This is a genomic window from Weizmannia sp. FSL K6-3076 (genome assembly GCF_038007245.1).
Classification (GTDB): domain Bacteria; phylum Bacillota; class Bacilli; order Bacillales; family Bacillaceae_C; genus Weizmannia; species Weizmannia faecalis.
On record NZ_JBBOWU010000001.1, the window covers coordinates 1,470,059 to 1,490,795 of the forward strand.

The 20,737-nt window shown below is 48.8% G+C and carries 21 protein-coding genes; 17 read left to right on the plus strand and 4 right to left on the minus strand.

Features of this window, described 5'->3' with window-relative positions; translation table 11 throughout:
- Positions 1 to 47: 47 nt before the first annotated feature.
- The 6 genes from thiT (at position 48) to NSS95_RS06770 (ending at position 7,236) form a co-directional block, all read left to right on the plus strand.
- Complete coding sequence (gene thiT / locus NSS95_RS06745; RefSeq protein ID WP_017550810.1) at positions 48 to 638, plus strand: energy-coupled thiamine transporter ThiT; 591 nt, start codon at positions 48 to 50, stop codon at positions 636 to 638.
- A 196-nt stretch (positions 639 to 834) separates the two neighbouring features.
- Entirely contained in the window at positions 835 to 1,689 is an 855-nt protein-coding gene (locus NSS95_RS06750) for an MBL fold metallo-hydrolase (RefSeq protein ID WP_035185008.1), read from the plus strand.
- A gap of 68 nt (positions 1,690 to 1,757) precedes the next feature.
- Positions 1,758 to 2,228: a CBS domain-containing protein gene (locus NSS95_RS06755; protein ID WP_235801580.1), complete on the plus strand. Its 471-nt coding sequence runs from the start codon at positions 1,758 to 1,760 to the stop codon at positions 2,226 to 2,228.
- 67 nt (positions 2,229 to 2,295) lie between these two features.
- Positions 2,296 to 3,825, plus strand: coding sequence for an FAD-dependent oxidoreductase (locus NSS95_RS06760; RefSeq protein ID WP_017550812.1), 1,530 nt, complete (start codon positions 2,296 to 2,298; stop codon positions 3,823 to 3,825).
- Between the two features lie 213 nt (positions 3,826 to 4,038).
- Complete coding sequence (locus tag NSS95_RS06765; RefSeq protein WP_014098419.1) at positions 4,039 to 4,833, plus strand: 3D domain-containing protein; 795 nt, start codon at positions 4,039 to 4,041, stop codon at positions 4,831 to 4,833.
- A 237-nt stretch (positions 4,834 to 5,070) separates the two neighbouring features.
- Positions 5,071 to 7,236, plus strand: a complete 2,166-nt coding sequence (locus NSS95_RS06770) for a DNA topoisomerase III (protein ID WP_035185002.1) — start codon at positions 5,071 to 5,073, stop codon at positions 7,234 to 7,236.
- Here NSS95_RS06770 and NSS95_RS06775 read toward each other — a convergent pair whose 3' ends face one another.
- Positions 7,237 to 8,598 carry an amino acid permease gene (locus NSS95_RS06775; protein ID WP_035185000.1) on the minus strand — a complete coding sequence of 454 codons (1,362 nt, stop codon included), beginning with the start codon at positions 8,596 to 8,598 and terminating at the stop codon, positions 7,237 to 7,239.
- Positions 8,599 to 8,670: 72 nt separating this feature from the next.
- Positions 8,671 to 9,303: a LysE family transporter gene (locus tag NSS95_RS06780; RefSeq protein ID WP_061087346.1), complete on the minus strand. Its 633-nt coding sequence runs from the start codon at positions 9,301 to 9,303 to the stop codon at positions 8,671 to 8,673.
- Between the two features lie 168 nt (positions 9,304 to 9,471).
- Here NSS95_RS06780 and NSS95_RS06785 point away from each other — a divergent pair, with 168 nt between their 5' ends.
- The 10 genes from NSS95_RS06785 to hisIE all read left to right on the plus strand — a co-directional run bounded on the left by NSS95_RS06785 (position 9,472) and on the right by hisIE (position 18,060).
- On the plus strand, positions 9,472 to 10,419 hold the full coding sequence (locus tag NSS95_RS06785; protein WP_328229111.1) for a magnesium transporter CorA family protein: 948 nt from the start codon (positions 9,472 to 9,474) through the stop codon (positions 10,417 to 10,419).
- An 861-nt stretch (positions 10,420 to 11,280) separates the two neighbouring features.
- Positions 11,281 to 11,628: a CHY zinc finger protein gene (locus NSS95_RS06790; RefSeq protein WP_014098414.1), complete on the plus strand. Its 348-nt coding sequence runs from the start codon at positions 11,281 to 11,283 to the stop codon at positions 11,626 to 11,628.
- A 95-nt stretch (positions 11,629 to 11,723) separates the two neighbouring features.
- Positions 11,724 to 12,848, plus strand: coding sequence for an ATP phosphoribosyltransferase regulatory subunit (locus tag NSS95_RS06795; RefSeq protein WP_035188908.1), 1,125 nt, complete (start codon positions 11,724 to 11,726; stop codon positions 12,846 to 12,848).
- Complete coding sequence (gene hisG, locus NSS95_RS06800) at positions 12,845 to 13,465, plus strand: ATP phosphoribosyltransferase (RefSeq protein WP_014098412.1); 621 nt, start codon at positions 12,845 to 12,847, stop codon at positions 13,463 to 13,465. The genes NSS95_RS06795 and hisG overlap by 4 nt, the downstream gene beginning before the upstream one ends.
- Positions 13,462 to 14,745 carry a histidinol dehydrogenase gene (hisD, locus tag NSS95_RS06805; RefSeq protein WP_014098411.1) on the plus strand — a complete coding sequence of 428 codons (1,284 nt, stop codon included), beginning with the start codon at positions 13,462 to 13,464 and terminating at the stop codon, positions 14,743 to 14,745. Before hisG ends, hisD begins: the two co-directional genes overlap by 4 nt.
- Before the next feature lie 5 nt (positions 14,746 to 14,750).
- Positions 14,751 to 15,338, plus strand: a complete 588-nt coding sequence (gene hisB, locus NSS95_RS06810; RefSeq protein WP_026683474.1) for an imidazoleglycerol-phosphate dehydratase HisB — start codon at positions 14,751 to 14,753, stop codon at positions 15,336 to 15,338.
- Positions 15,335 to 15,946: an imidazole glycerol phosphate synthase subunit HisH gene (gene hisH, locus NSS95_RS06815; protein WP_014098409.1), complete on the plus strand. Its 612-nt coding sequence runs from the start codon at positions 15,335 to 15,337 to the stop codon at positions 15,944 to 15,946. Before hisB ends, hisH begins: the two co-directional genes overlap by 4 nt.
- Positions 15,943 to 16,647, plus strand: a complete 705-nt coding sequence (gene hisA, locus NSS95_RS06820) for a 1-(5-phosphoribosyl)-5-[(5-phosphoribosylamino)methylideneamino]imidazole-4-carboxamide isomerase (protein WP_014098408.1) — start codon at positions 15,943 to 15,945, stop codon at positions 16,645 to 16,647. The genes hisH and hisA overlap by 4 nt, the downstream gene beginning before the upstream one ends.
- Positions 16,644 to 17,405, plus strand: a complete 762-nt coding sequence (hisF, locus tag NSS95_RS06825; RefSeq protein ID WP_014098407.1) for an imidazole glycerol phosphate synthase subunit HisF — start codon at positions 16,644 to 16,646, stop codon at positions 17,403 to 17,405. Before hisA ends, hisF begins: the two co-directional genes overlap by 4 nt.
- Positions 17,395 to 18,060, plus strand: a complete 666-nt coding sequence (gene hisIE / locus NSS95_RS06830) for a bifunctional phosphoribosyl-AMP cyclohydrolase/phosphoribosyl-ATP diphosphatase HisIE (protein WP_014098406.1) — start codon at positions 17,395 to 17,397, stop codon at positions 18,058 to 18,060. The genes hisF and hisIE overlap by 11 nt, the downstream gene beginning before the upstream one ends.
- Positions 18,061 to 18,123: 63 nt before the next feature.
- Here hisIE and yedF read toward each other — a convergent pair whose 3' ends face one another.
- Together yedF and yedE are read right to left on the minus strand one after the other, a co-directional pair.
- A complete protein-coding gene (gene yedF / locus NSS95_RS06835) occupies positions 18,124 to 18,366 on the minus strand; it encodes a sulfurtransferase-like selenium metabolism protein YedF (protein ID WP_014098405.1) in 243 nt (80 codons plus the stop codon).
- A gap of 16 nt (positions 18,367 to 18,382) precedes the next feature.
- A complete protein-coding gene (gene yedE, locus NSS95_RS06840) occupies positions 18,383 to 19,618 on the minus strand; it encodes a selenium metabolism membrane protein YedE/FdhT (RefSeq protein ID WP_026104543.1) in 1,236 nt (411 codons plus the stop codon).
- Between the two features lie 157 nt (positions 19,619 to 19,775).
- On the opposite strand from yedE, the gene rarD reads away from it, so the two are divergent.
- Positions 19,776 to 20,729 (plus strand): EamA family transporter RarD, encoded by a 954-nt coding sequence (gene rarD, locus NSS95_RS06845; protein ID WP_014098403.1) that lies wholly within the window; start codon positions 19,776 to 19,778, stop codon positions 20,727 to 20,729.
- The last annotated feature ends 8 nt before the right edge of the window (positions 20,730 to 20,737 follow it).

Sequence of the window (20,737 nt, forward strand, 5' to 3'; positions counted from 1 at the left end):
CTCCCATGGTTCGTTATGTTCATGCATACCAAAAGGGGGATTTTTTTATGGGCAAATTAAGTTTACAGGCTATGATTGAAGCGGCTATTTTTGCGGCGTTCGCGCTCGTGTTGGACTTATTGCCGTCCATTAAGGTGACGTCCGCGATTTCTCTGTCGTTTGCCATGCTGCCGATTTTTGTGGTCGCTTTTCGCTGGGGATTTAAAGCAAGTGTTGCTTCCGGATTTATTTGGAGCCTGCTGCAGATCGTCACCGGTGATGCTAATGATATTCTTAACCCGCTTCAGGGCATCATGGAATATCCGGTCGCTTTTTCGTTCATCGGGTTTTCCGGGCTTTTCCGGCCGCTTGTCGAAAGAAGCTGTCGTCACGATAAAAAGGGCACGATGACTTTTTGGATATGCCTTTCCGTTCTTACCGGAAGTTTTGCCCGCTATTTCTGGCATTTCGTAGCCGGCGTGATTTTTTGGGGTTCCTATGCGCCTAAAGGACAGTCGGCGTTTCTCTATTCTCTCATCATGAACGGCGGCACGATGATTGGGAATGCGATTTTATGCGCAGCTGTTGCGGCGATTCTCTTGAATGCCGCCCCGCAGCTGCTGACAAAATACCGCAATCCGCACAGGCATGCGGCATAAAAGCAACTTGAAAACGGCAAGGCCAACTGCGCCTTGCCGTTTTCGCTGAAGGAAAGAGGCTTCATGGTAACAGGCGCCTTGTAAAGCCGGTAGTCCGGTTTTTACTGCTTTTTCGGTTGATGATAGGAGGCTACGGGTAAGGCTTTCGAGAAACGGGAAAAGATAAATAGAAGGAAAATGAAAGAAAGGGGATTTTATGGACAAAGACATTCATCACCCGTTTGGCCACCGGGTCATCCCGATGACTTCGATTGAGAGCGGAACAGGCAGGGAATTGCTGCCGGATATCTATTGCCTTACCATCCAAATTGTCAATGTGTGCCTGATCGGCAGGGCCGGAACCGATGCATTTGTCCTCGTGGATGCCGGCATGCCGGGTTCTGCCGAAGCGATATTTTCAGCCGTGCGGGCACGCTTCGGGGAAAAGGCAAAACCAAAAGCGGTTTTACTGACGCTCGGCCATTTTGACCATGTCGGAGCGATTGCGCCATTATTGGAAAAGTGGGACGTGCCGGTTTTTGCACATCGATTGGAGTTGCCCTATTTAACCGGGCGTGAAACGTATCCGGATCCCGATCCGTCCGTTGAAGGCGGCCTGCTGGCGAAGATTTCCATGATTTATCCGAATGAACCGGTTGATCTTGGCCATGCTGTCCAGCCCCTTCCCGAAGACGGGACGGTCCCGTTTTTGCCGGGCTGGAAATGGATCCATACGCCCGGCCATTCGAGAGGGCATGTGTCGTTCTTCAGGGAAGCAGACAGCGTGTTGATCATGGGGGACGCATTTATCACCGTCAGGCAGGATGAATTTTGGAAAGTGCTGGTGCAAAGGCAGGAAGTAAACGGGCCGCCGCGCTATTTTACAAATGACTGGAAAGCGGCCAAACGCTCAGTTGAAAAATTAGCTGCTTTAAAGCCGGAAACTGCTGTTTGCGGCCACGGGATCCCGATGTCTGGCTCCGGCTTGCGGAAAGGGCTTGAGGACCTTGCATCCAGATTTGATGAAATCGCGCTCCCGGATCACGGGAAATACGTAGATGGCACACAATAGGCGGTTTGTTCATTGCTTCCTTCCCCGCAAAGGTTTACAATAATTTGTAAATGGATGGATATAAAGGGGTGAGAAAATTGGAAGTCAAAGATTTTATGATCCGGGATGTTATTACGGTAAAAAAAGAGACAACGATCCGGGAACTGTTAAAGGTGCTTGCCCACCACCGGATCGGCGGCGTACCGGTCGTGGACGCGGAAGGAAAGCTACTCGGTATGATCAGCGACGGGGATGTCATCCGCTTTTTGCAGCCAAAAGCACGGACCGTTTACGATTTTTATATTACGATCGTGGTAAATGAGCAGGAAGACTTTAATGAAAAATTGGTGCACAGCCTGGACTTCCCGGTGGAAAAGATTATGAAACGGCGGGAACTGTATACGGTAAGGCCTGAAGACGATTTTGAAAATGCGCTCAGGATTCTGGCAAAACACCATTTTAAAAAGCTTCCGGTCGTCAATCAGGCAGGGCGTGTTGTCGGCGTCATCTCAAGAGGCGATATCATGCGCCAGATTACGGATAAATTGCTCAACAGCTAAATCGCAATGTTTAGACCGGCCTCCCCGGGGAAGACTATACATAACAGTCTTTCGGGGAGGTCAAATCATGAACGGAACTTCAATGCCGCAATCTCCTGAACCGTTGTGGCGCAAAACGGTCACGATGCCGCAATTTCCATCGTTAACGCAGGATATGGAAGCCGATGTGGCCGTTGTGGGTGCCGGAATGGCCGGGATTGTAACTACCTATTTGCTGGCAAACGAAGGGTATAAAACGATCCTGTTTGATGCCGGATCCATTGCAAATGGCACAAGCGGGCATACGACGGCAAAAATCACCGCACAGCACGGGCTCATTTATGATGAATTGATCCAGCATATAGGAAAAGAAAAAGCATCCCTTTATTACAAAGCAAACGAAACAGCTGCATCGTTCATTGAACAAACGATCCTGAAGCACGGGATCCGCTGTGATTTTTCGCGGCAGGATGCCTTTCTCTATACCAATTCCGATGCATATATTGAAAAACTGGAAAAAGAAATGCAGGCGTATGAAACCCTCGGCATCCCGGGAGAATGGATCGGTTCGCTGCCGGACGGGATTCCCGGGAAAAAAGCGGTGAAAATGGCCGGGCAGGCACAGTTCCATCCGCTTTCGTACTTAAAAGCACTGATTGAATATTTAATGGACAAAAATGTCCCGATTTTTGAACAAACCACTGCGAAAGATATCGATTTTGGCAGCCCATTAAAAATCAAAACGGAAAAAGGGCATACCATGACGTGCAAATACATTTGCATCTGTACACACTATCCTTTTTACAATGCGAAAGGCTTGTATTTCTCAAGAATGTATCCGGAACGTTCGTACTTGCTTGCCGTGAAACCTGTAAAACCTTTTCCGGGCGGCATGTACATTAATGCGGAGCAGCCGTCGCGTTCATTCCGGGAAGCGGAAGGAGCCGGGGAAAAACTGCTTTTGGTCGGCGGAGAGAACCATAAAACCGGCCATGGGGAACCGGAGATCCGCCACTATGAAGCATTGCAGCAATTTGCAGAAGAAACATTCGGAATAGGGGCATTCTGCTGTCGCTGGTCAGCCCAGGATATGACCACATTAGATAAAATCCCTTATATCGGCCCCATTACCAAAAATGAAGAAAGGGTCATGGTCGCAACAGGGTTCCGCAAATGGGGGATGACCGGCACCCATCTCGCCGCCATGCTGATGCGGGACCGGATTATGCAAAAAGAAAATCCTTATGCCGGTATCTTTTCCCCGCAGCGTTTTGAAGCGGATCCGATGGTCAAAAAATTTATCTCGGCAAATGTCGATGTTGCCGGGCAGCTCGTCAAAGGAAAACTTGACATGCGGAATCAATCTTTAGATGCGTTAAAAAATGACGAAGGGGCCGTTGTCCGTATCAATGGAAAGCGGGCAGGCGCCTACAAAGACCAGGACGGGAACATCTATCTGCTTGATACGACGTGTACCCATATGGGCTGTGAAGTGAAATGGAACTCGGGAGACCGCACATGGGACTGCCCGTGCCACGGTTCGCGGTTTGCTTGTACAGGCGAAGTGGTAGAAGGGCCGGCGAAAGAACCGCTGAAAAAAATCGATCAACAGGACTAAAGTGCTGCAAACACCGCCGCAATTCGACGGTGTTTTTCTGCTTCTATGCGCGAATTCGTGACTTTATGCCTATGTTACAAATTTTTCACGGGATTACAAAGAAGCGTTTTTGTGTAACCAAATCAACATTTTGCCGTTATCCGCCTGTTAAATCCGTGTGTTAGGATTTACGGTGTTGGCACAAAAGCCGGCAAAAAGAGGAGGTTACAATTTATGAAAAAAGCAGTATCAGCACTTGCAGCTGCGGTGACAATCACAAGCGTAATGGCTGTCAATGCACAAGCCGCAGCGCCGGATACTTATACCGTAAAACCGGGGGATACACTTTGGGGGATCTCTCAAAAATACAATACATCCGTTAAAACATTAAAACAAAATAACCAACTTTCCACCGAAATGATTTATCCTTCACAAAAGTTAACCATTTCCCCGAAAAACGTTTATGTCATTAAAGCCGGTGACACGCTGTCGGATATCTCGAAAAAATACGGCGTGCCGGTTGAACAAATAAAAGAATGGAACGATCTGTCATCGGATGTCATTTTCCCGCATGATCAAATCGTGATTCGTTCCAATCCGAACAGCAAAGTGACAGTAAAAGAACGTGCAGCGGAAGTTTCCGTCCAGCCGCAAACAAACACGGAAAATGCAAAAGTGGACGTGAAAAAGCCGACCGTGCACGTGGAATCTTCCAAAGAGGCGGCTCCAAAACCGCAGGGAAAAACGATGACCGTCACCGCGACCGCTTATACAGCCAATGATCCGGGCTGCTCCGGCGTTACAGCGACCGGCATCAATGTTAAAAATAATCCAAACGCAAAAGTGATTGCCGTCGATCCGAACGTGATTCCGCTCGGTTCAAAAGTATATGTCGAAGGGTACGGGACCGCTGTTGCAGGTGATACGGGCGGCGCCATTAAAGGAAACCGTATCGATGTCCTCGTCCCGGATTCAGGAAAAGCCGCCAACTGGGGGCGCCGTACGATCCAAATCACCGTGCTGAATTAATGGGCGCACGGATGGTGATCCGGTACTTGCACCCGAAACATTCAACAGGCACAGCAAAACAGAAAACAACCATTTAGGAAGTGACAATGAACGATGGGGGAAATACCGCATTTTGAAACACCGCCCGGCCGCGTAAATCCAGTGGAAAAGGATTTACCCGGCCGGGCGTTTATTTTTTCTTGGCAGCGTGTGAAAAACATTGTAAAGTAGAGCTAGAAAAAGAAAGGAGTGATCTGTTTGTCTTTTCCTTTGATCATCGCTGAAAAACCTGACCAGGGGCGCACCCTTTGTTCGGTTTTTCCGCATGTGAAACGGGAGGGGTATATTGAAATCCGGCCGAATGAGATCTTCCCGGAAGGCGCTTTCTGCACATGGGCGATCGGCCATTTAACCCAGCTCGTCCCGCCGGAACATTACAATCCCGCCTGGGAGCAGTGGAAACTGGAAACGCTGCCGATTCTCCCGGAAACATTCAAATATGAAGTGGCAAAGTCAAAATACAATCAATTTCAAATCGTCAAAAAACTGGTAAAAGACGCGCGTGTAACAAATATTATTCATGCAGGCGATGCCGGCCGCGAAGGGGAACTGATCATCCGCAACATCCTTCATTTGTGCGGCGCCAAAAAACCGCTCCGGCGTCTATGGATCTCGTCTTTAACCCCGCAGTCGATCCGGGAAGGGTTCCGCCATTTATTACATGATGAAGACACCCGCCCTTTGTATGATGAAGCATACGCCCGCGCTTGTGCAGACTGGCTGGTTGGCATGAACGCCTCCCGTGTCTACAGCCTGCTTTTAAGGCAAAAAGGCATGCGCGATGTCTTTTCGGTCGGTCGCGTCCAGACACCTACGCTCGCTTTAATCGTAAAAAGGGAGCTGGAAATTGAACATTTTAAACCCGAACCGTTTTGGGAAGTCACCGCAATGTTTCAATTTGATGACAAACAATACGAAGGCAAATGGGTGAAAGATGGCGAATCGCGTTTGAATGACCCGGCCATGGCAGCACGGATTGCCGCATTTTGCCGCCAAAAACCGGCGGAAGTTGCAGAATTGAAAAAAGAAAAAAAGGAATTCCAGCCTCCGCTGTTGTTTAACTTGTCATCTTTGCAGGCAGCCGCGAACAGGGCTTTTCAATTTCCACCGAAAAAAACGCTTGATCTTGTCCAATCCCTCTACCAAAAAGGGATCGTTTCCTATCCCCGTTCCGATTCCCAATACGTGACAAAAGGGGAAGCCGAAACTTTTCCCGGTATTTTGGAAAAACTATCCGCCTGCCCGGAATATGCTCCGTATTTCCCGCTTCCAAAGCGTTCCATCCTTCAAAATAAGCGTTATGTAAATGAGAAAAAGGTTTCCGACCACTACGCGATAATTCCGACCGAACAGGTTGTGGCACCAGGCAGTCTTCCGGACGGTGAGAAAAAAATTTATGATATGATCGTCCGCCGCCTTATTGCTGCCCATTACGGCAATGCCGTTTTTCATTACACGACGGTGAAAACGGTCGTGGATAGCCGTGCAACATTTCTTTCCAAGGGCACGCAAATGGAAGCGGAAGGCTGGCGCAAAGTCATTTTTTCGAAAGAAAAGGAAAAAGATGGAATTTTGCCGGATGTAAAGCAGGGGGAAAAAGGGGTTGTCATCGATACAAACGTCAAAGAAGGCAAAACGCAGCCGCCGAAACGGTACACGGAAGGCCAGCTCATCACGCTGATGAAAACGGCCGGAAAATATATTGAGGATAGGGAACTAGAAAAAGTCATGGCGGAAGTGGAAGGGCTCGGTACGGAAGCAACAAGGGCCGGCGTCATCACCATTTTAAAAGACCGGAAGTATATTGAGGTGAAAAAGAATCAGGTCTATGCCACTGATAAAGCGAAAGTGCTCATCCGTGCCATTGGCGGCAAAATTCTGGCTTCTCCGGAAATGACTGCAAAATGGGAAAAACGGCTCCGCGAAATCGGGAGGGGGGCGGCAGAAGCAGCCGCTTTTATGGAACAGACGAAAAAGCTGTCCAGAAAAATTGTGCAAGATGCTGTTCAGGCAGCGGCCGAATGGGATTTTTCCGGCTTAAAAACGGATGACATTAAAAGGCCGGAATCAAAATATACCATCGGGAAAAAAGCCGGCAAATGCCCGGTATGCGGCGGCGTCATTGTGGACAAGGGCGATTTTTACGGTTGCAGTGCCTATCGGAAATCAGGCTGCACCTTTACGCTGTCAAAATCGATCCTTGGCAAGAAAATCAGCCTGGCCAATGTAAGGAAACTGCTGGCCGGTGAAGAAACAAACATGATCAAGGGATTCCGAAAAAATGGCAAAATCTTTGATGCAAAATTGAAATGGGAGGACGGGAAACTCCGGTTTATTTTTGCAAAGCAACAAACCGGCCGTTGATTATTCAGGGGCCGGTTTGTGCGAAGCTTGTTTTTTCTTTCGGCTCACGAAAACGGCAATGGCAATGATGATCACCATGACGATGAAACTGGCATAAAACCCGGGGCGAATTTCTTTTTCCGCCAGTGTCCCGCTGATCGCAAGCAGCAGGAAAAGGATACCGGCTATGGCCGTGATTTTTCCGCCGCCGTTTAGTTTTAAGACGCGAAAAGCCGAAAGGATAATAAATAGCCAGTTCATCAGCAGCAAAATCCCGGCTGCTGTTGTAATGTATTCATAAATTTTCCCCGGCAGCAAAAGGGCTGTAATAATGGAAAGAACCAGGCCGCAAGCCGCAAGCCCGAGCGAAGGAAGCGGAAGGTTTTTCCATTTTTTTATTTTTTTGCCGAACCATTTTGGCGCATCCCCGTCATTCGACAAGGTTACGAGCAAATTGGTAACCCCGAACAGCGCGGCCGTCATCGTCGAAAATCCGGCAATGATAATGGCGCCGTTAAAGACGTGGGGGAAAAAGGTGAGATGATAGTCCGCCATTGCCTTGACAAACGGACTTTCTTTATCATTAAAAGCCGTATAGTGTTCCATTGTGACGGCAAGCCCGAGCGAGACCACGTAAATCATCGTTAGAACGACTAGCATGATCGATCCGGCTTTCGGCGCATCTTCTTTGTTTTTCAATTGCATCGCCATCAGCCCGATCACTTCAATGCCGCCAAACGCATAAAACGCATAAATGAGCGAAGCCCAAAAGCCTAACGCGCCATGGGGAAAATAGCCGTGGAGACCATTAGGGAGGAACCCGCCCGTTCCCCGCCCGCCGTCAATCCAACCAAAAAGGGCACAAAAGGCAAGCAAAATAAACATGATGATGGCGGCCGTTTTGATGACAGCGAGAATATTTTCCACCTTATCAAAACCTTTTGTGCCAAGCAGGACAACAACAATGGAAAGGGCTGCGTAAATGGCGGCCAGTATCCATAACGGCACCGTATGAAACCAGAATTTTGTTAAAATGGACAATGCGGTCAGCTGGCTCCCCATAATAAGCACATTCGAACACCAGTAATTCCAGCCGCAGCTGAATCCTGCCCAGTTGCCGTAAGCTTTTTTTGCATAATAACAAAACGAGCCTTCGTGTGGGTCGCGTGCCGTCATTTTCGCAAGCGCGCGGAAAACAATATATGTACCGGCGGCCGCAATCAGGAATGACAACACGAAAGAAGGGCCTGTCGTTTTGATCCCGATACCCGATCCGAGAAAATAGCCGGTTCCGATCGTACAGCCGACACCGACAAGCGAAAGCTGCCACCATGTCAGGTTGCCGTTTTTTGTCGCTTTAGATGGTTGCTTCTGGTTGCCCATCCCGGTTCCCTCCTTTACCTTACATACTGTTTGATAAAGCAGGCCGGTTTATGTACAAGTCCTTGATGCTTCTTAAGACAGAAGCGTTTTGATCCCCTGCACGCCGAAATACAGGCCGAATCCGATTAAAGACGCGCCGGAAGCGAGGGAAATGATTTGCAGTGTCCGGTGATTGAAATAGCGCCGGAATCCGCCCGTCAAACCGGCGATGAACACATCCCAGATGGCAAGTCCCACAAAAATCATGCTGCTGTATGCCAGCAACATGCCCGTCCCGTAATGGCCGGCGGTTTTGGCAAGGACAGACCCGTATATGCCAAGCCAGAACAAAATGGATAAAGGACTTGTGATCGACATGATAAATCCTGTTAAAAAGCATGCGGCAAGCGGATCTTTCTTCCGGTATAAATCAACGGTGATCGTTTTTGAGCTGATTACACTTTCCACGCCGGTATAAATGAGGATAAATCCGCCAAACAGCCAGAGAAAGACCTGCACCATTTCAATATTTAAAAACCGGACAAGCCCCAAATACACTGCCGCCATAAAAATGCCGTCCGTGATCATCGACCCGGTCCCGACCATCCACGCATGCCAAAAACCGTTTTTAATACCTTTGTCAATGCGCGCGGAATTGACCGGTCCGATCGGCGCAGCCAAAGAAAGCCCGAGAAACACATAGCCGGCAAAAAGGCCGATGTCCACATCCCCCATCCCTCCCGCGGAAAACTTGTACATTTTATGCACGGGCTTGCCTTTTCATGTATGCCATGCTTTGACAAAGCGTGTTACCCGTTCGCTTTTCCGCCACCAACAGTGTTTGATACAGCAGGCAAGCGGGAATAAAAAAGGGAAGAGAAAGGGGGAAGACGTTTGTTACATCTGTATAAAAACAAGGAAAACAACTGGAAATGGTATCAGCTGGAAAGTGCGGATGAGAAAGAAATCGCACGGATTATTGATGAAAACGAGGAATGCAAAACATGGATTAAAAATATAAAAAATGATGATACAAACACTTTAAAGATTGATACAACCCAAAATGACCGGCCGTTTGTCGAAGGCTCGCTTATTTTTGACCAGCACACGATCAACCGTGAGGAACATGATATGTTTCACTTTTACATCACCGAAAAAACGCTGTTGACGGTAGATCTTGATTTTTCCAAGCTGAAAAATACGGAAATCGAAAAAGTCATCGGGCAGATGGCCTATTCCCGCAATGCCATTGAGGCATTTTTTATTATCATCGGCGCGATCGTAAATAATTACCTAGATAAAATAGACGAATTTGAAATTAAATTAAACGAACTGATCTGGGAGATCCAAAAAAGGAACAATATTGACACGCTCGATAAAATATACGAACGCCGCCACGAACTGCTCGTCTGCCGGAATTTGATGATCCCGGTGAAAGAGATATTATACGGCATGCAGGAAGGATTTGGCACTGATATTTTGGAATACCCGCAAGTCCGGCAAAGGGTCATGAAAATCGAAAGATGCCTTGCGCTTTTGCAGGATTACCAACAGGAAATCGATACGCTGCTCAAAGTGGAAGAAGTGGTTTCAGGCCACAGGGGAAATTCGATTATGAAAACTCTGACCGTTTTAACGACGCTGTTTACCCCGATTTCCGCCTGGAGCGCCTTATGGGGCATGAACTTTAAAAACATGCCGGAACTCTCCTGGCGCTACGGCTATATTGCAGCGCTCGGCCTGATTGTCGTAAATACCATCCTGCTTTATATCTATTTGTACCGGAAAGGATGGACAGACGATATTTTAAAAGGGAATAAGAAAAAATCATTATTTAAATAGCCCTTGCTGAACGAATCCGATTCTGAGTTTGTACCCAATTTGTCAGTAAGTTCTAGAAGAATCCATCTTTAAAAATACGATTCTGTCTTCTCTATACATTGAATCAGCTTTCAAGTGCAAGCTTTTCTCTGGATTTTTATAACACCCTTGCATCTAAATTTTTGCCAAAGCTGTCAGCATCCTTGCCAGATCTAGGAATTTTGGTTATTTTTGCAAGCCCTATGTTAAGAAAGCCTGGAAAATTGACGGCCTTTCTTCACATAGGACTCGTCTACGTTAAGGAAGCAAGCAAAAACGAGGCTCTTCCTTGACATAGAGCCCGTCTATGTTAAGGAAGCGTGGAAAATTGGTGGCCTTCCTTAACATAGGGCGCATCTACGTTAAGGAAGCACGAAAAAACGAGGCTCTTCCTTCACATAGAGCGCGTCTACGTTAAGAAAGCGCGAAAAAACGAGGCTCTTCCTTCACATAGAGCGCGTATATGTTAAGGAAGCGCGAAAAATTGACGGCCTTTCTTCACATAGAGCGCGTCTACGTTAAGAAAGCGTGAAAAAACGAGGGTTTTCCTTCATATAGAGCCTGTCTACGTTAAGGAAGCGTGGAAAATTGGTGGCCTTCCTTAACATAGGGTGCGTTTCAAGTGCAAGCTTTTCCCTGTATTCTTTATAAAACCCTTGTATTAAATTTATGCCAAAGCTGTCAGCATCCTTGCCAAATCTAGGAATTTTGCTAATTCAGCAAGCCCTAAATAGCCCTTTTCCGGCTCGGGACCGCCAGCTTTTTTGCGCCCGTTTCATTGATGTGAAAGCCAAATTCCTGTATGTTAAAAACAAAGAAAAAATTTCAAAAGGAGCGTTTCCAATGAAAGTGTACGGCCCGGTGGTAGATGATGAGACGCGCTGCATCCATTATGCTTCTCCGTTGGATGTCGTAGCCATCCGTTTTAAATGCTGCGGAAAGTATTATCCGTGTTATCAATGCCATGAGGAAGCGGAAGCCCATCCGATCGAGCGGTGGGAAAAACGGGAATGGGATACAAAAGCGGTTCTTTGCGGTGTCTGCAAGCATGAGATGACGATCCGGGAATATATGGGGGCAAGCGCTTGCCCGCATTGCGGCGCGCCATTTAACCCCGGATGCGCCGCCCATTATCCGCTCTATTTCCAAATCGACCGGGACAAGCCGGCTTGTCAAAAATTTTCACCTTGACCGCTTTTCTGAAATATGGTATCTTAAATGCAATCAAATCCTTTAGTGTATTAGAGTACTAACATAATAAAGAGAAAGTACAGGATGTGAAACCGATGTTTTTACCGGAAGGCAGCCAGGATGAAATGGGCACGGTTGTCAAAAACCGCGCAACCGTGTTTGAATTGTTCCGTCGCACGGCGGAGAAGCGGAATTATACGGAAATCTCGACACCGCTTGTTGAGTACGCGGATACGTTTACAAATGAAAAGGTTGGCATGAAGCTTCAAAATATGCTGAAATGGTTTGACAGCCGCGGCCAGATTGAAGTTTTGCGCCCGGACTGGACCACCTCCATCGCAAGGGCGCTTTCGCAAAAACCGTTTCGGGCGTGTAAATGGGCTTACCAGGGTTCAGTGTTCAGAATGGATACCCCCGGCCTTGAGAGCCGCCAGGTCGGGATCGAAATGGTAGACCTGCCGGAACTTTTAGGGGAAGGTGAATGCCTGTTTTTTGCCCATGACTTTTTTAACAGGCTCGGCGTTACCGGGGTGATGGTGGAGCTTGGCCATGCCGGTATTTTTGAGGAACTGGTCGCACGCCTGAATCTGGAAGACGGCCAGGTTGACCGGTTAAGAGGGGCCATGCACGATAAACGGAAAGATGAAGTATTCGAGATTGCAAGTTTAAGCGGCAATGCAAAAATTGCCGCGGAACTGGCGGGACTTGTGGATGCGTACGGTCCGTTCGAAATGATCCGGACATTTCAGGAAAGATGGAAAACGGAACCGGCACTTTCGGATATGCTTATTCATATCGAAAAGCTTGGTAAAATTTGCATGGCTGTCGGAATGGAAGACATCATGATTGACCTTGGCCGGGTGAAAAATCTGCCCTATTATACCGGCATTTTGTTCCGGGGATTTTTAAAACAAACCGGCGCTTCCTGCTTTTCTGGCGGGCGGTACGACAAGCTGTACGAACAGTTTCACCGCCAAACAACAGCTGTCGGCATTGCTTTTGACGCCGATATGCTGGCTGAGGAACTGGTTCAGGAAGAAAAACCGGAAAAAATCTGCATCATTGCCGGGGAAGAAACGCTTGCGGAAGCAGAAAAGCTGCGGGCTGCATACGACGGAAAAATCGTGGATATCCGTTTCGCGCCGCCTGCAGAAGGCGAATTCAGTAAGGTCCTCAAGTTTAAAAATGTGGGCGGCCATTGGGAGGCGGAAGAAATTTGACGATCAGCATTGCCCTTACAAAAGGGAGAGTGGAAAAACAATTTTTGCAATATTTAAAGTCGCGCGGCTTTCATGTTGAACCGCTCGTTGAAAAAGGGAGAAAACTCCTCGTTGAAACGGATGCATTCACCTGCATTTTCGTAAAAGGCTTTGATGTTGCAACATATGTAGAGTACGGCATTTGCGATCTTGGCATTGTCGGGGAGGACATTTTGGCGGAAACGCATCCCGATGTTTTCGATTTAATGCCGCTTCCGTTCGGGAAATGCCGGTTTGCCCTTGCAGGTAAACCGGAGGCTGTCCGCCATCAGCGGAAACGCCGGATCGCAACCAAATACCCAAATGTGACCGAGCAATTTTTCCGCGAAAAAGGGGAATCTGTGGACATCGTGAAACTCGAAGGCTCCGTTGAACTCGCGCCGATCGTTGGCCTTGCTGATGCAATTGTCGACATCGTGGAAACGGGTAACACATTGAGAGAAAACGGGCTTACCGTCATAGAGGAGATTCAGCCGGTCACAGCGCGGCTGATCGCCAACCGGTCGGCGTTAAAAATAAAAAAGCAGGCAATCTGGCCGTTTATTGAAAAACTACAGGGAGAAGGGGTCGCAAAATGATACGGGAATACACAAAAGAAGCATTTGCCGAAACGTTTTTGCAATCGAAAAACAAGAGCGGCGTGCATGATGAAGGCGTGCTGCGCACCGCGAAGGAAGTGCTGGAAGACATTCGCTTAAATGGGGATGCCGCCGTGAAAAAATATACCGCCAAATTTGACGGGGAAGTGCCGGAATCGTGGGAAGTTTTACCGGAAGAACGCAAACAGGCATGGCACGAAGTCCCGCAAGATGTGATTTCCGCCTTGCAAAAAGCAGCGGAAAATATTCGCCGTTTCCACGCGAAACAGCTGCAAAACTCCCGGATCATGGAAATGAATGAAAACATCATTTCAGGCCAGCTGTTTCGGCCAGTGGAAAAAGCCGGGATTTATGTGCCGGGCGGGACTGCCTGCTATCCGTCATCCGTTCTCATGAACGCAATCCCAGCTGTCCTTGCCGGCGTGGAAGAAGTGATCATGGCGACACCGGCGAGAAACGGCACGAAAATTGCACCGGTTTTATCCGTAGCGGCCGATATTGCCGGTGTCGGGACCATTTACAAACTTGGCGGCATCCAGGCGATCGGGGCGCTTGCATACGGCACGGAAACGATTCCTAAAGTCGATAAAATTGTTGGCCCTGGGAACGCATATGTCGCTGCCGCCAAATCGCTCGTATATGGCACGGTCGGCATCGACATGATCGCAGGCCCGTCGGAAGTCGCCATCATTGCCGATGAAAATGCTAATCCAGTATATATAGCAGCCGATCTGATCGCCCAGGCCGAACACGACGAACGTGCAAGAACGTTTTTGTTCACCACCTCACAGAAACTGATCAATGAAACAAAGTCGGCACTTGAAAAACAGCTTGTTGTCCTCCCACGCCGCGACATCGGGGAAGTGTCCATCAAGATGCAAAGTGCAGCCGTGCTTGTTGAATCGATAGATGAAGCCTTTGCACTTTCGAACCGGCTTGCGCCAGAACATTTGGAAATCCAGGTGGAAAATCCGCTCTTGCAGCTCTCAAAAGTGAAAAATGCCGGCTCCGTTTTTCTCGGAGAAAACACGCCGGAAGCCATCGGCGATTATTACGGCGGCCCGAACCACATCCTGCCGACATCGGGAACGGCGCGGTTTTCTTCCGGTTTGTCTGTTGACGATTTTTATAAAAAAATTACGTATTTATATTATGGTGAAAAAGCTTTACAGCAAGCGGCGCCGGATGTGATGGCGATTGCTACGGAAGAGCAGCTCGCCGGGCATGCGCGGGCGGTCCAAAAACGGGTGAAAGGGTGAGTGCGTTGCGGAAAGCGGCAAAAAGCAGAAAAACAAATGAAACATGTATTGAGATTGCCGTCAATCTGGACGATCCGGCGGAAGTGAAAGTGGATACGGGTGTTGGATTTTTTGACCATATGCTCGAACTGTTCGCGCGGCACGGGCGCATCGGACTTGTTGTAAAAGCGGAAGGCGATTTGCATATTGACAGCCACCATACCGTCGAAGACACAGGGATTGTGCTCGGCCAGCTGGTACGTGAAGCGCTCGGCGATAAAAAAGGCATCACCCGTTACGGCTCCGCTTATGTCCCGATGGATGAAGCGCTCGGCTTTGTCGCCCTCGACATCAGCGGCCGGCCTTTCCTGCATTTTGAAGCGGAATTTGAAAACCCGAAACTCGGCAATTTTGACACAGAACTTGTGCGCGAATTTTTCCAGGCGTTTGCGTTCCAGGCGGCGGTTACTCTTCACGCCAGGGTGCTGTACGGCGAAAACACCCATCACAAAATCGAATCGCTGTTTAAGGCGTTGGGACGGGCGCTTCACCAGGCAGTGGAAGTTGACCCGGAAATCAAAGGCGTCAATTCGACAAAGGGGCTGATAGAATGATCGCAATTGTCGACTACGGCATGGGTAATATTGCAAGCGCCTCGAACGCTTTCCGTACGCTTGGGCTTGAGGTTGCCGTAACGGACGACCCGGAAAAACTCGCTGCCGCCACCCACATCATCCTGCCCGGCGTCGGTGCATTTAAAGCAGCAGTGGACGAAATTGAAAAGCGCGGGCTGCGGCCGGTTTTAACGGAGCTTGGGAAGAAAAAGCCGTTTCTCGGCATTTGCCTCGGGATGCAGCTGTTATTTGAAACAGGATTTGAAAATGGTGTTGCGGAAGGGCTCGGCTTTATTCCGGGGACGGTGGAACGGATTCAGACGAATGAAATTTTACCGCATATCGGCTGGAATACGCTCGATGTGAAACCGGGTTTTCCGGCTTTTGCGCCGTTTCAGCATCAACATGTGTATTTCGTTCACTCCTACCAGGCGAAAACAGAGGCGCCGTATATTGTGGCTTCAACCGATTACGGGGCGGAAATTCCGGCCATTGTCAAAAACGGGAATGTGTATGGGATGCAGTTTCATCCCGAAAAAAGCGGCAAAACCGGCATGGCACTGTTAAAAATATTTTTGCAGGAAAGCAGTTTGGAGGTACAGGCATGAGAATTATCCCGGCTATCGATTTAATTGGCGGAAAATGCGTAAGGCTTTACCAGGGGGATTTTAACCAAACGACAGAAGTGGCACCCGACCCGGTGGCACAGCTGGAACGCTTTATTGAAATGGGGGCGGAAATGGTCCATATTGTCGATTTGGACGGCGCAAAGACAGGCCGGCCGGCACAGTTTGAACTGATTGCCTCTTTATGCAAGACTGCCGCCGTTCCAGTCGAGGTAGGCGGCGGCATCCGCAATTTGGACACAGTCCATCAATATGCGGAAATAGGCGTTTCCCGGATTGTGCTCGGAACGGCCGCAATCGAAAACCGGGATTTTTTAAAAGCGGCGGTCGCCGAATATCCGGAGAAAATCGTCGCCGGCATTGATGCAAAAAACGGGAAAGTCGCGGCACACGGCTGGCTTGCTGTTACCGAAATGGATTACATCGGTTTTGCAAAAGAAATAGAAAGCCTGGGCGTTTCGCGCATCGTCTTTACCGATATATCGAGGGATGGCACGATGAAAGGCCCGAACCTTGATGCGTTAAAAGCGCTCATTGAAGCGGTCAGCTGTGACATCATTGCTTCCGGCGGCATCACAAGCGAACAAGACGTGAAAAACCTGGATGCAATCGGCGTCAAGGAAGGCATTGTTGGCAAAGCGATTTACGAAGGCAAAATCCGGCTCAAGGGGGCGGCACGATGATCGCAAAACGGATTATTCCGTGCCTCGATGTGAAAGACGGGCAGGTTGTAAAAGGAACAAATTTTGTCGGGCTCCGCAATGTCGGCGATCCCGTTGAGCTTGCAACATTTTATTCGGAAAGCGGCGCTGATGAACTGGTTTTTCTTGATATTACCGCAACCCACGAACAGCGCGATACGGTCATCAATATGGTGGAAAGGACAGCTGAAAATGTGTTTATCCCGTTTACGGTCGGCGGCGGCGTGCGGACGATTTTCGACGTGACCCGCCTGTTAAAGGCCGGCGCCGATAAAGTGTCGGTGAACTCGGCGGCGATCAAAAACCCGGACCTGATCCGAAAGGCGTCCGACCGGTTTGGTGCGCAGTGTGTCGTCGTGGCGATTGATGCCAAAAAAACTGCGGAGGGGAAATGGACTTGTGTCGTAAACGGTGGCCGCATCGATACCGGAATCGATGCGATTGAATGGGCGAAGGAAGCAGAACGGCTCGGTGCCGGGGAAATTTTACTGACGAGCGTTGATACCGACGGGGTAAAAGACGGCTTTGACCTGGCGCTGACAAAAGCGGTCGCCGGTGCCGTCAAAATTCCAGTGATCGCATCGGGCGGTTGTGGCAAACCGGAACATTTTGCCGAAGTGTTGAAAGAAACAGGCGCTTCTGCAGCCCTTGCCGCCTCCATTTTTCACGATGGCACGTTTACCATCCGGGAAGTAAAAGACATTTGCAGCAAAGAAGGGGTGAACATCCGTGAAGCTTGATTTTTCGAAAGGGCTGATTCCGGCCATTGTGGTCGACGATGCGACGGGGGATGTGCTCATGCTCGCTTATATGAATGAAGAAGCGTACGAAAAAACGCTTGAAACGAAAGAAACCTGGTTTTATTCCCGGTCCCGCGGCAGCCTTTGGCATAAAGGCGAAACGAGTGGAAACACGCAAAAAGTAAAATCGCTCCAGGTGGATTGTGATGCCGACACGCTTTTAATCCGTGTTGACCCGGAAGGCCCTGCCTGCCACACGGGGGAAAGGACATGCTTTTATACAAGGCTAGATGAAAAAGGGGAAGCGGTGGAAGCGGAAATTCCCTCCAACCGGCGCATCTTTGACGTGCTGGAAGAGGAGATGGAAAGCCGGAAAATCAAGCCGGTTGAAAATTCCTATACCAATTATTTGTTTGAGAAGGGCATCGATAAAATCGCAAAAAAATTTATTGAAGAAGCGGGCGAGGTCATCATCGCTGCCAAAAACAACAGCAAATCAGAACTCATTTACGAAACAGCGGATTTGTTGTTTCATACCTTTGTCCTTCTGTCTAATCAGAATGTCAAACTATCGGAAGTGGAAGCCGAACTGCAGGCCCGTTCTGCCAAAAAAGGCAACAGCAAAGGCGACCGGAAAAAAATCGAAAAATGGTAATGAAAAAAGGATGTCCGGATAAGGGACATCCTTTTTCCATTACTTGATGCCGGCACGGCAGGGTTATTTACAAACGCGGATGTAATAATACAGCGTCGTTCCGTCTTTCACTTTCGAGAGCACTTCATGCCCATGCCGTTTGCACGACGCCGGCACGTTAATAAAAGATTGCGGGCAGTCGGCGATCACTTCCAATATTTTCCCGTCTTCTAATTTTTCGATGGCCTCAAGCGTATAAAGCTCCGGATACGGGCATGATTCGCCACGGACATCCAGTGTTGCATCCACAGTAAAATTTTCCGCCATTTTTACCGCCTCCTGATTACGCAGACGTTTTCTTTTCGAATAACGTGCGTTTTGCGTTTATTTTTTTCGTATACCAATTTTCCCGCCATACGATAAGAAGATAAAGGGCCAGCAGAAAAGCGCCCGTACCGAAAAGCGCCCCGCCCCATCCGAATGACGTGACAATATTGACTTCCGGCCATCCTTTGACAAACACATCGAAAATGCCCCAATGATCCCATCCGTATGCCAGGAGGGTTGCCCCAACGATATTGCCGGCGCCGACTGCAAAAAATTGCACTTGCCCCTCTGTAATGCGGTACATCCACCCTGTTTCACAACCTCCGGCAATGACAATGCCAATGCCAAACAGGACGCCGCCGACAAGGGCACCCGGGCTTGCCCAGTGGATAACAGGGGCTTCGCCTTTAAATATGAAAATAGCGGTGCCTGCCGTCTGGATCGCCATTCCCACAATGATCGCTTTTCCGAGCGTGCCCCGCCCGGTCAGCCATAAATCCCTGAGCCCGGAAGTAAAGCAAATTTGGCCGCGCTGGATCAGTATCCCAAATGCCGCCCCGAACAGTGCGGCAAGCCCCAGCATTATTTTACCGGATATGAGATACCAGGCGGCAATCAGCGCGATAAAAAGCAAAACCAAAACAGCAGCATAAAGCTGGTAGTTCCCGTGTTGCGGATCCGGCTGTGTGCTTTTGGCAGCATGCCGGCTGAACGATATTTTTGGTTTTCCTTTAAAAATGGGCAATACGGCAAGTTTGACGCCAAAATAAGTACCGATCGCGGTGCCGGCAATAAAGAACCAGGCGTGGAGAGAAAATTGCGGCAGTCCCGTAAAAAACGCAGCCAAATTGCAGCCCATCGCAAGGCGCGTTCCGAATCCGGCAATGATGCCGCCAATGAAACCCCACACCCAGCGCCGTTTCTGGCGGGGAACTTTCCATTTAAAATTCTTGCTGGCAAGGGCACTGAACAAACTGCCAAGCAGCATGCCGATGACCAGCCATCCGTCTGTCCGGTCCTGCGGCTCTCCGATCAGTTTGATCGCTTTAAAATACGCCCAATCAGCCGTATCGACGCCGAACAGCTGAAGCAAATTCCCTCCCCAGCGGGTAAATTCGCCTGTGACGGCCCAGAGCGTTCCGGTCAGCCCAAAATAAAAAGCAGCAAACACGCCTGCCAACAGTAAGACAATAAAAGGATTCCAAAACCCGCTGAAGTACTTTTCATGGGCTTTTTCCAACCATATACGCATGCCTTTCCGGCCTCCTTCATGAAAAATCATACATTCCCTATTATAGCAGAGTTTTCCGTCGGCACATTGATAAAAGTAAAGGTTGTAAAGCGGTTTGCTTTTTCAAATCTGAAAATAATGGTAAAATAATGAAACATATCATGGGGAAAGGGGGGAGATGGCCCGGGGACGGCGTATACCTGGACCAGCGAAGCAACAAATGGGAAACAATCAAAAAAGCGGGGTGTTATACACCTTTTTTGCTTATTTTTTGTGGGGGCTTTTTCCGATTTACTGGAAAATGATTGAGCAGGTGCCTGCTATTGAAATTCTCGCACACCGCATTTTCTGGTCTTTTATTTTTATGATCATACTTTTAGCCTTTTTAAGGAAAATGGGTGATTTAAAAACGAGCATAAAAGAAGGGGTCCGCCACCCGCGCACGCCGCTTTTATTGCTTCTCGCGTCCGTGCTTGTGAGCGGGAACTGGTTTATCTACATATGGGCGGTCAACAACGGGCATGTCATTGAAACAAGTATGGGATATTACATCAACCCACTTGTCAGCATCCTGCTCGGGATGGTCTTTTTGAAAGAAAAACTGAACCGATGGCAATGTCTTGCTTTTCTGCTGGCAGCGTGCGGCGTCGCGATCCAGACGTTCAGCTACGGGCATATTCCCTGGATCGCCATCGGCCTTGCCCTCACATTTGGGTTTTACGGCCTTGTGAAAAAGAAAGTGGACATTGATGCTTTTATCGGCCTGACATTCGAAACATTCTTTGTGATGCCGGTTGCGCTCCTCTACTTACTGGTGATCCAGGTAAAAGGCACGGCATCTTTTGCAACGGTTTCACCGGGATTAACCGTATTGTTAATTGGCACAGGCGTTGTGACGGCAATCCCGCTCATTTGCTTTGCACAGGGGGCAAGAAGCATTTCCCTGACAATGATCGGCTTTTTCCAATACTTGACGCCGACGATGACGCTGATCATGGGCATTGCCTTTTTCAAGGAACCTTTTACGCATGTGCAGCTTTTGTCCTTTGCTTTTATCTGGCTGGCGCTTATCGTGTTTTCCGTTTCCGGTTTTTTGCCGAAGAAGAAATTCCATGTGGAAGAAGTTGCCTGAGGTTGCCA

Excerpts from the sequence above, each read along its gene's own strand:
- hisD (WP_014098411.1), top strand. The coding sequence starts at position 13,462 with ATGATACGGGAATACACAAAAGAAGCATTTGCCGAAACGTTTTTGCAA.
- thiT (WP_017550810.1), top strand. The coding sequence starts at position 48 with ATGGGCAAATTAAGTTTACAGGCTATGATTGAAGCGGCTATTTTTGCG.
- NSS95_RS06765 (WP_014098419.1), top strand. The coding sequence starts at position 4,039 with ATGAAAAAAGCAGTATCAGCACTTGCAGCTGCGGTGACAATCACAAGC.
- hisF (WP_014098407.1), top strand. The coding sequence starts at position 16,644 with ATGATCGCAAAACGGATTATTCCGTGCCTCGATGTGAAAGACGGGCAG.
- NSS95_RS06750 (WP_035185008.1), top strand. The coding sequence starts at position 835 with ATGGACAAAGACATTCATCACCCGTTTGGCCACCGGGTCATCCCGATG.
- hisH (WP_014098409.1), top strand. The coding sequence starts at position 15,335 with ATGATCGCAATTGTCGACTACGGCATGGGTAATATTGCAAGCGCCTCG.
- NSS95_RS06775 (WP_035185000.1), bottom strand. The coding sequence starts at position 8,598 with ATGGGCAACCAGAAGCAACCATCTAAAGCGACAAAAAACGGCAACCTG.
- rarD (WP_014098403.1), top strand. The coding sequence starts at position 19,776 with ATGGCCCGGGGACGGCGTATACCTGGACCAGCGAAGCAACAAATGGGA.
- yedE (WP_026104543.1), bottom strand. The coding sequence starts at position 19,618 with ATGCGTATATGGTTGGAAAAAGCCCATGAAAAGTACTTCAGCGGGTTT.
- NSS95_RS06760 (WP_017550812.1), top strand. The coding sequence starts at position 2,296 with ATGAACGGAACTTCAATGCCGCAATCTCCTGAACCGTTGTGGCGCAAA.
- yedF (WP_014098405.1), bottom strand. The coding sequence starts at position 18,366 with ATGGCGGAAAATTTTACTGTGGATGCAACACTGGATGTCCGTGGCGAA.
- NSS95_RS06790 (WP_014098414.1), top strand. The coding sequence starts at position 11,281 with ATGAAAGTGTACGGCCCGGTGGTAGATGATGAGACGCGCTGCATCCAT.
- hisA (WP_014098408.1), top strand. The coding sequence starts at position 15,943 with ATGAGAATTATCCCGGCTATCGATTTAATTGGCGGAAAATGCGTAAGG.
- NSS95_RS06795 (WP_035188908.1), top strand. The coding sequence starts at position 11,724 with ATGTTTTTACCGGAAGGCAGCCAGGATGAAATGGGCACGGTTGTCAAA.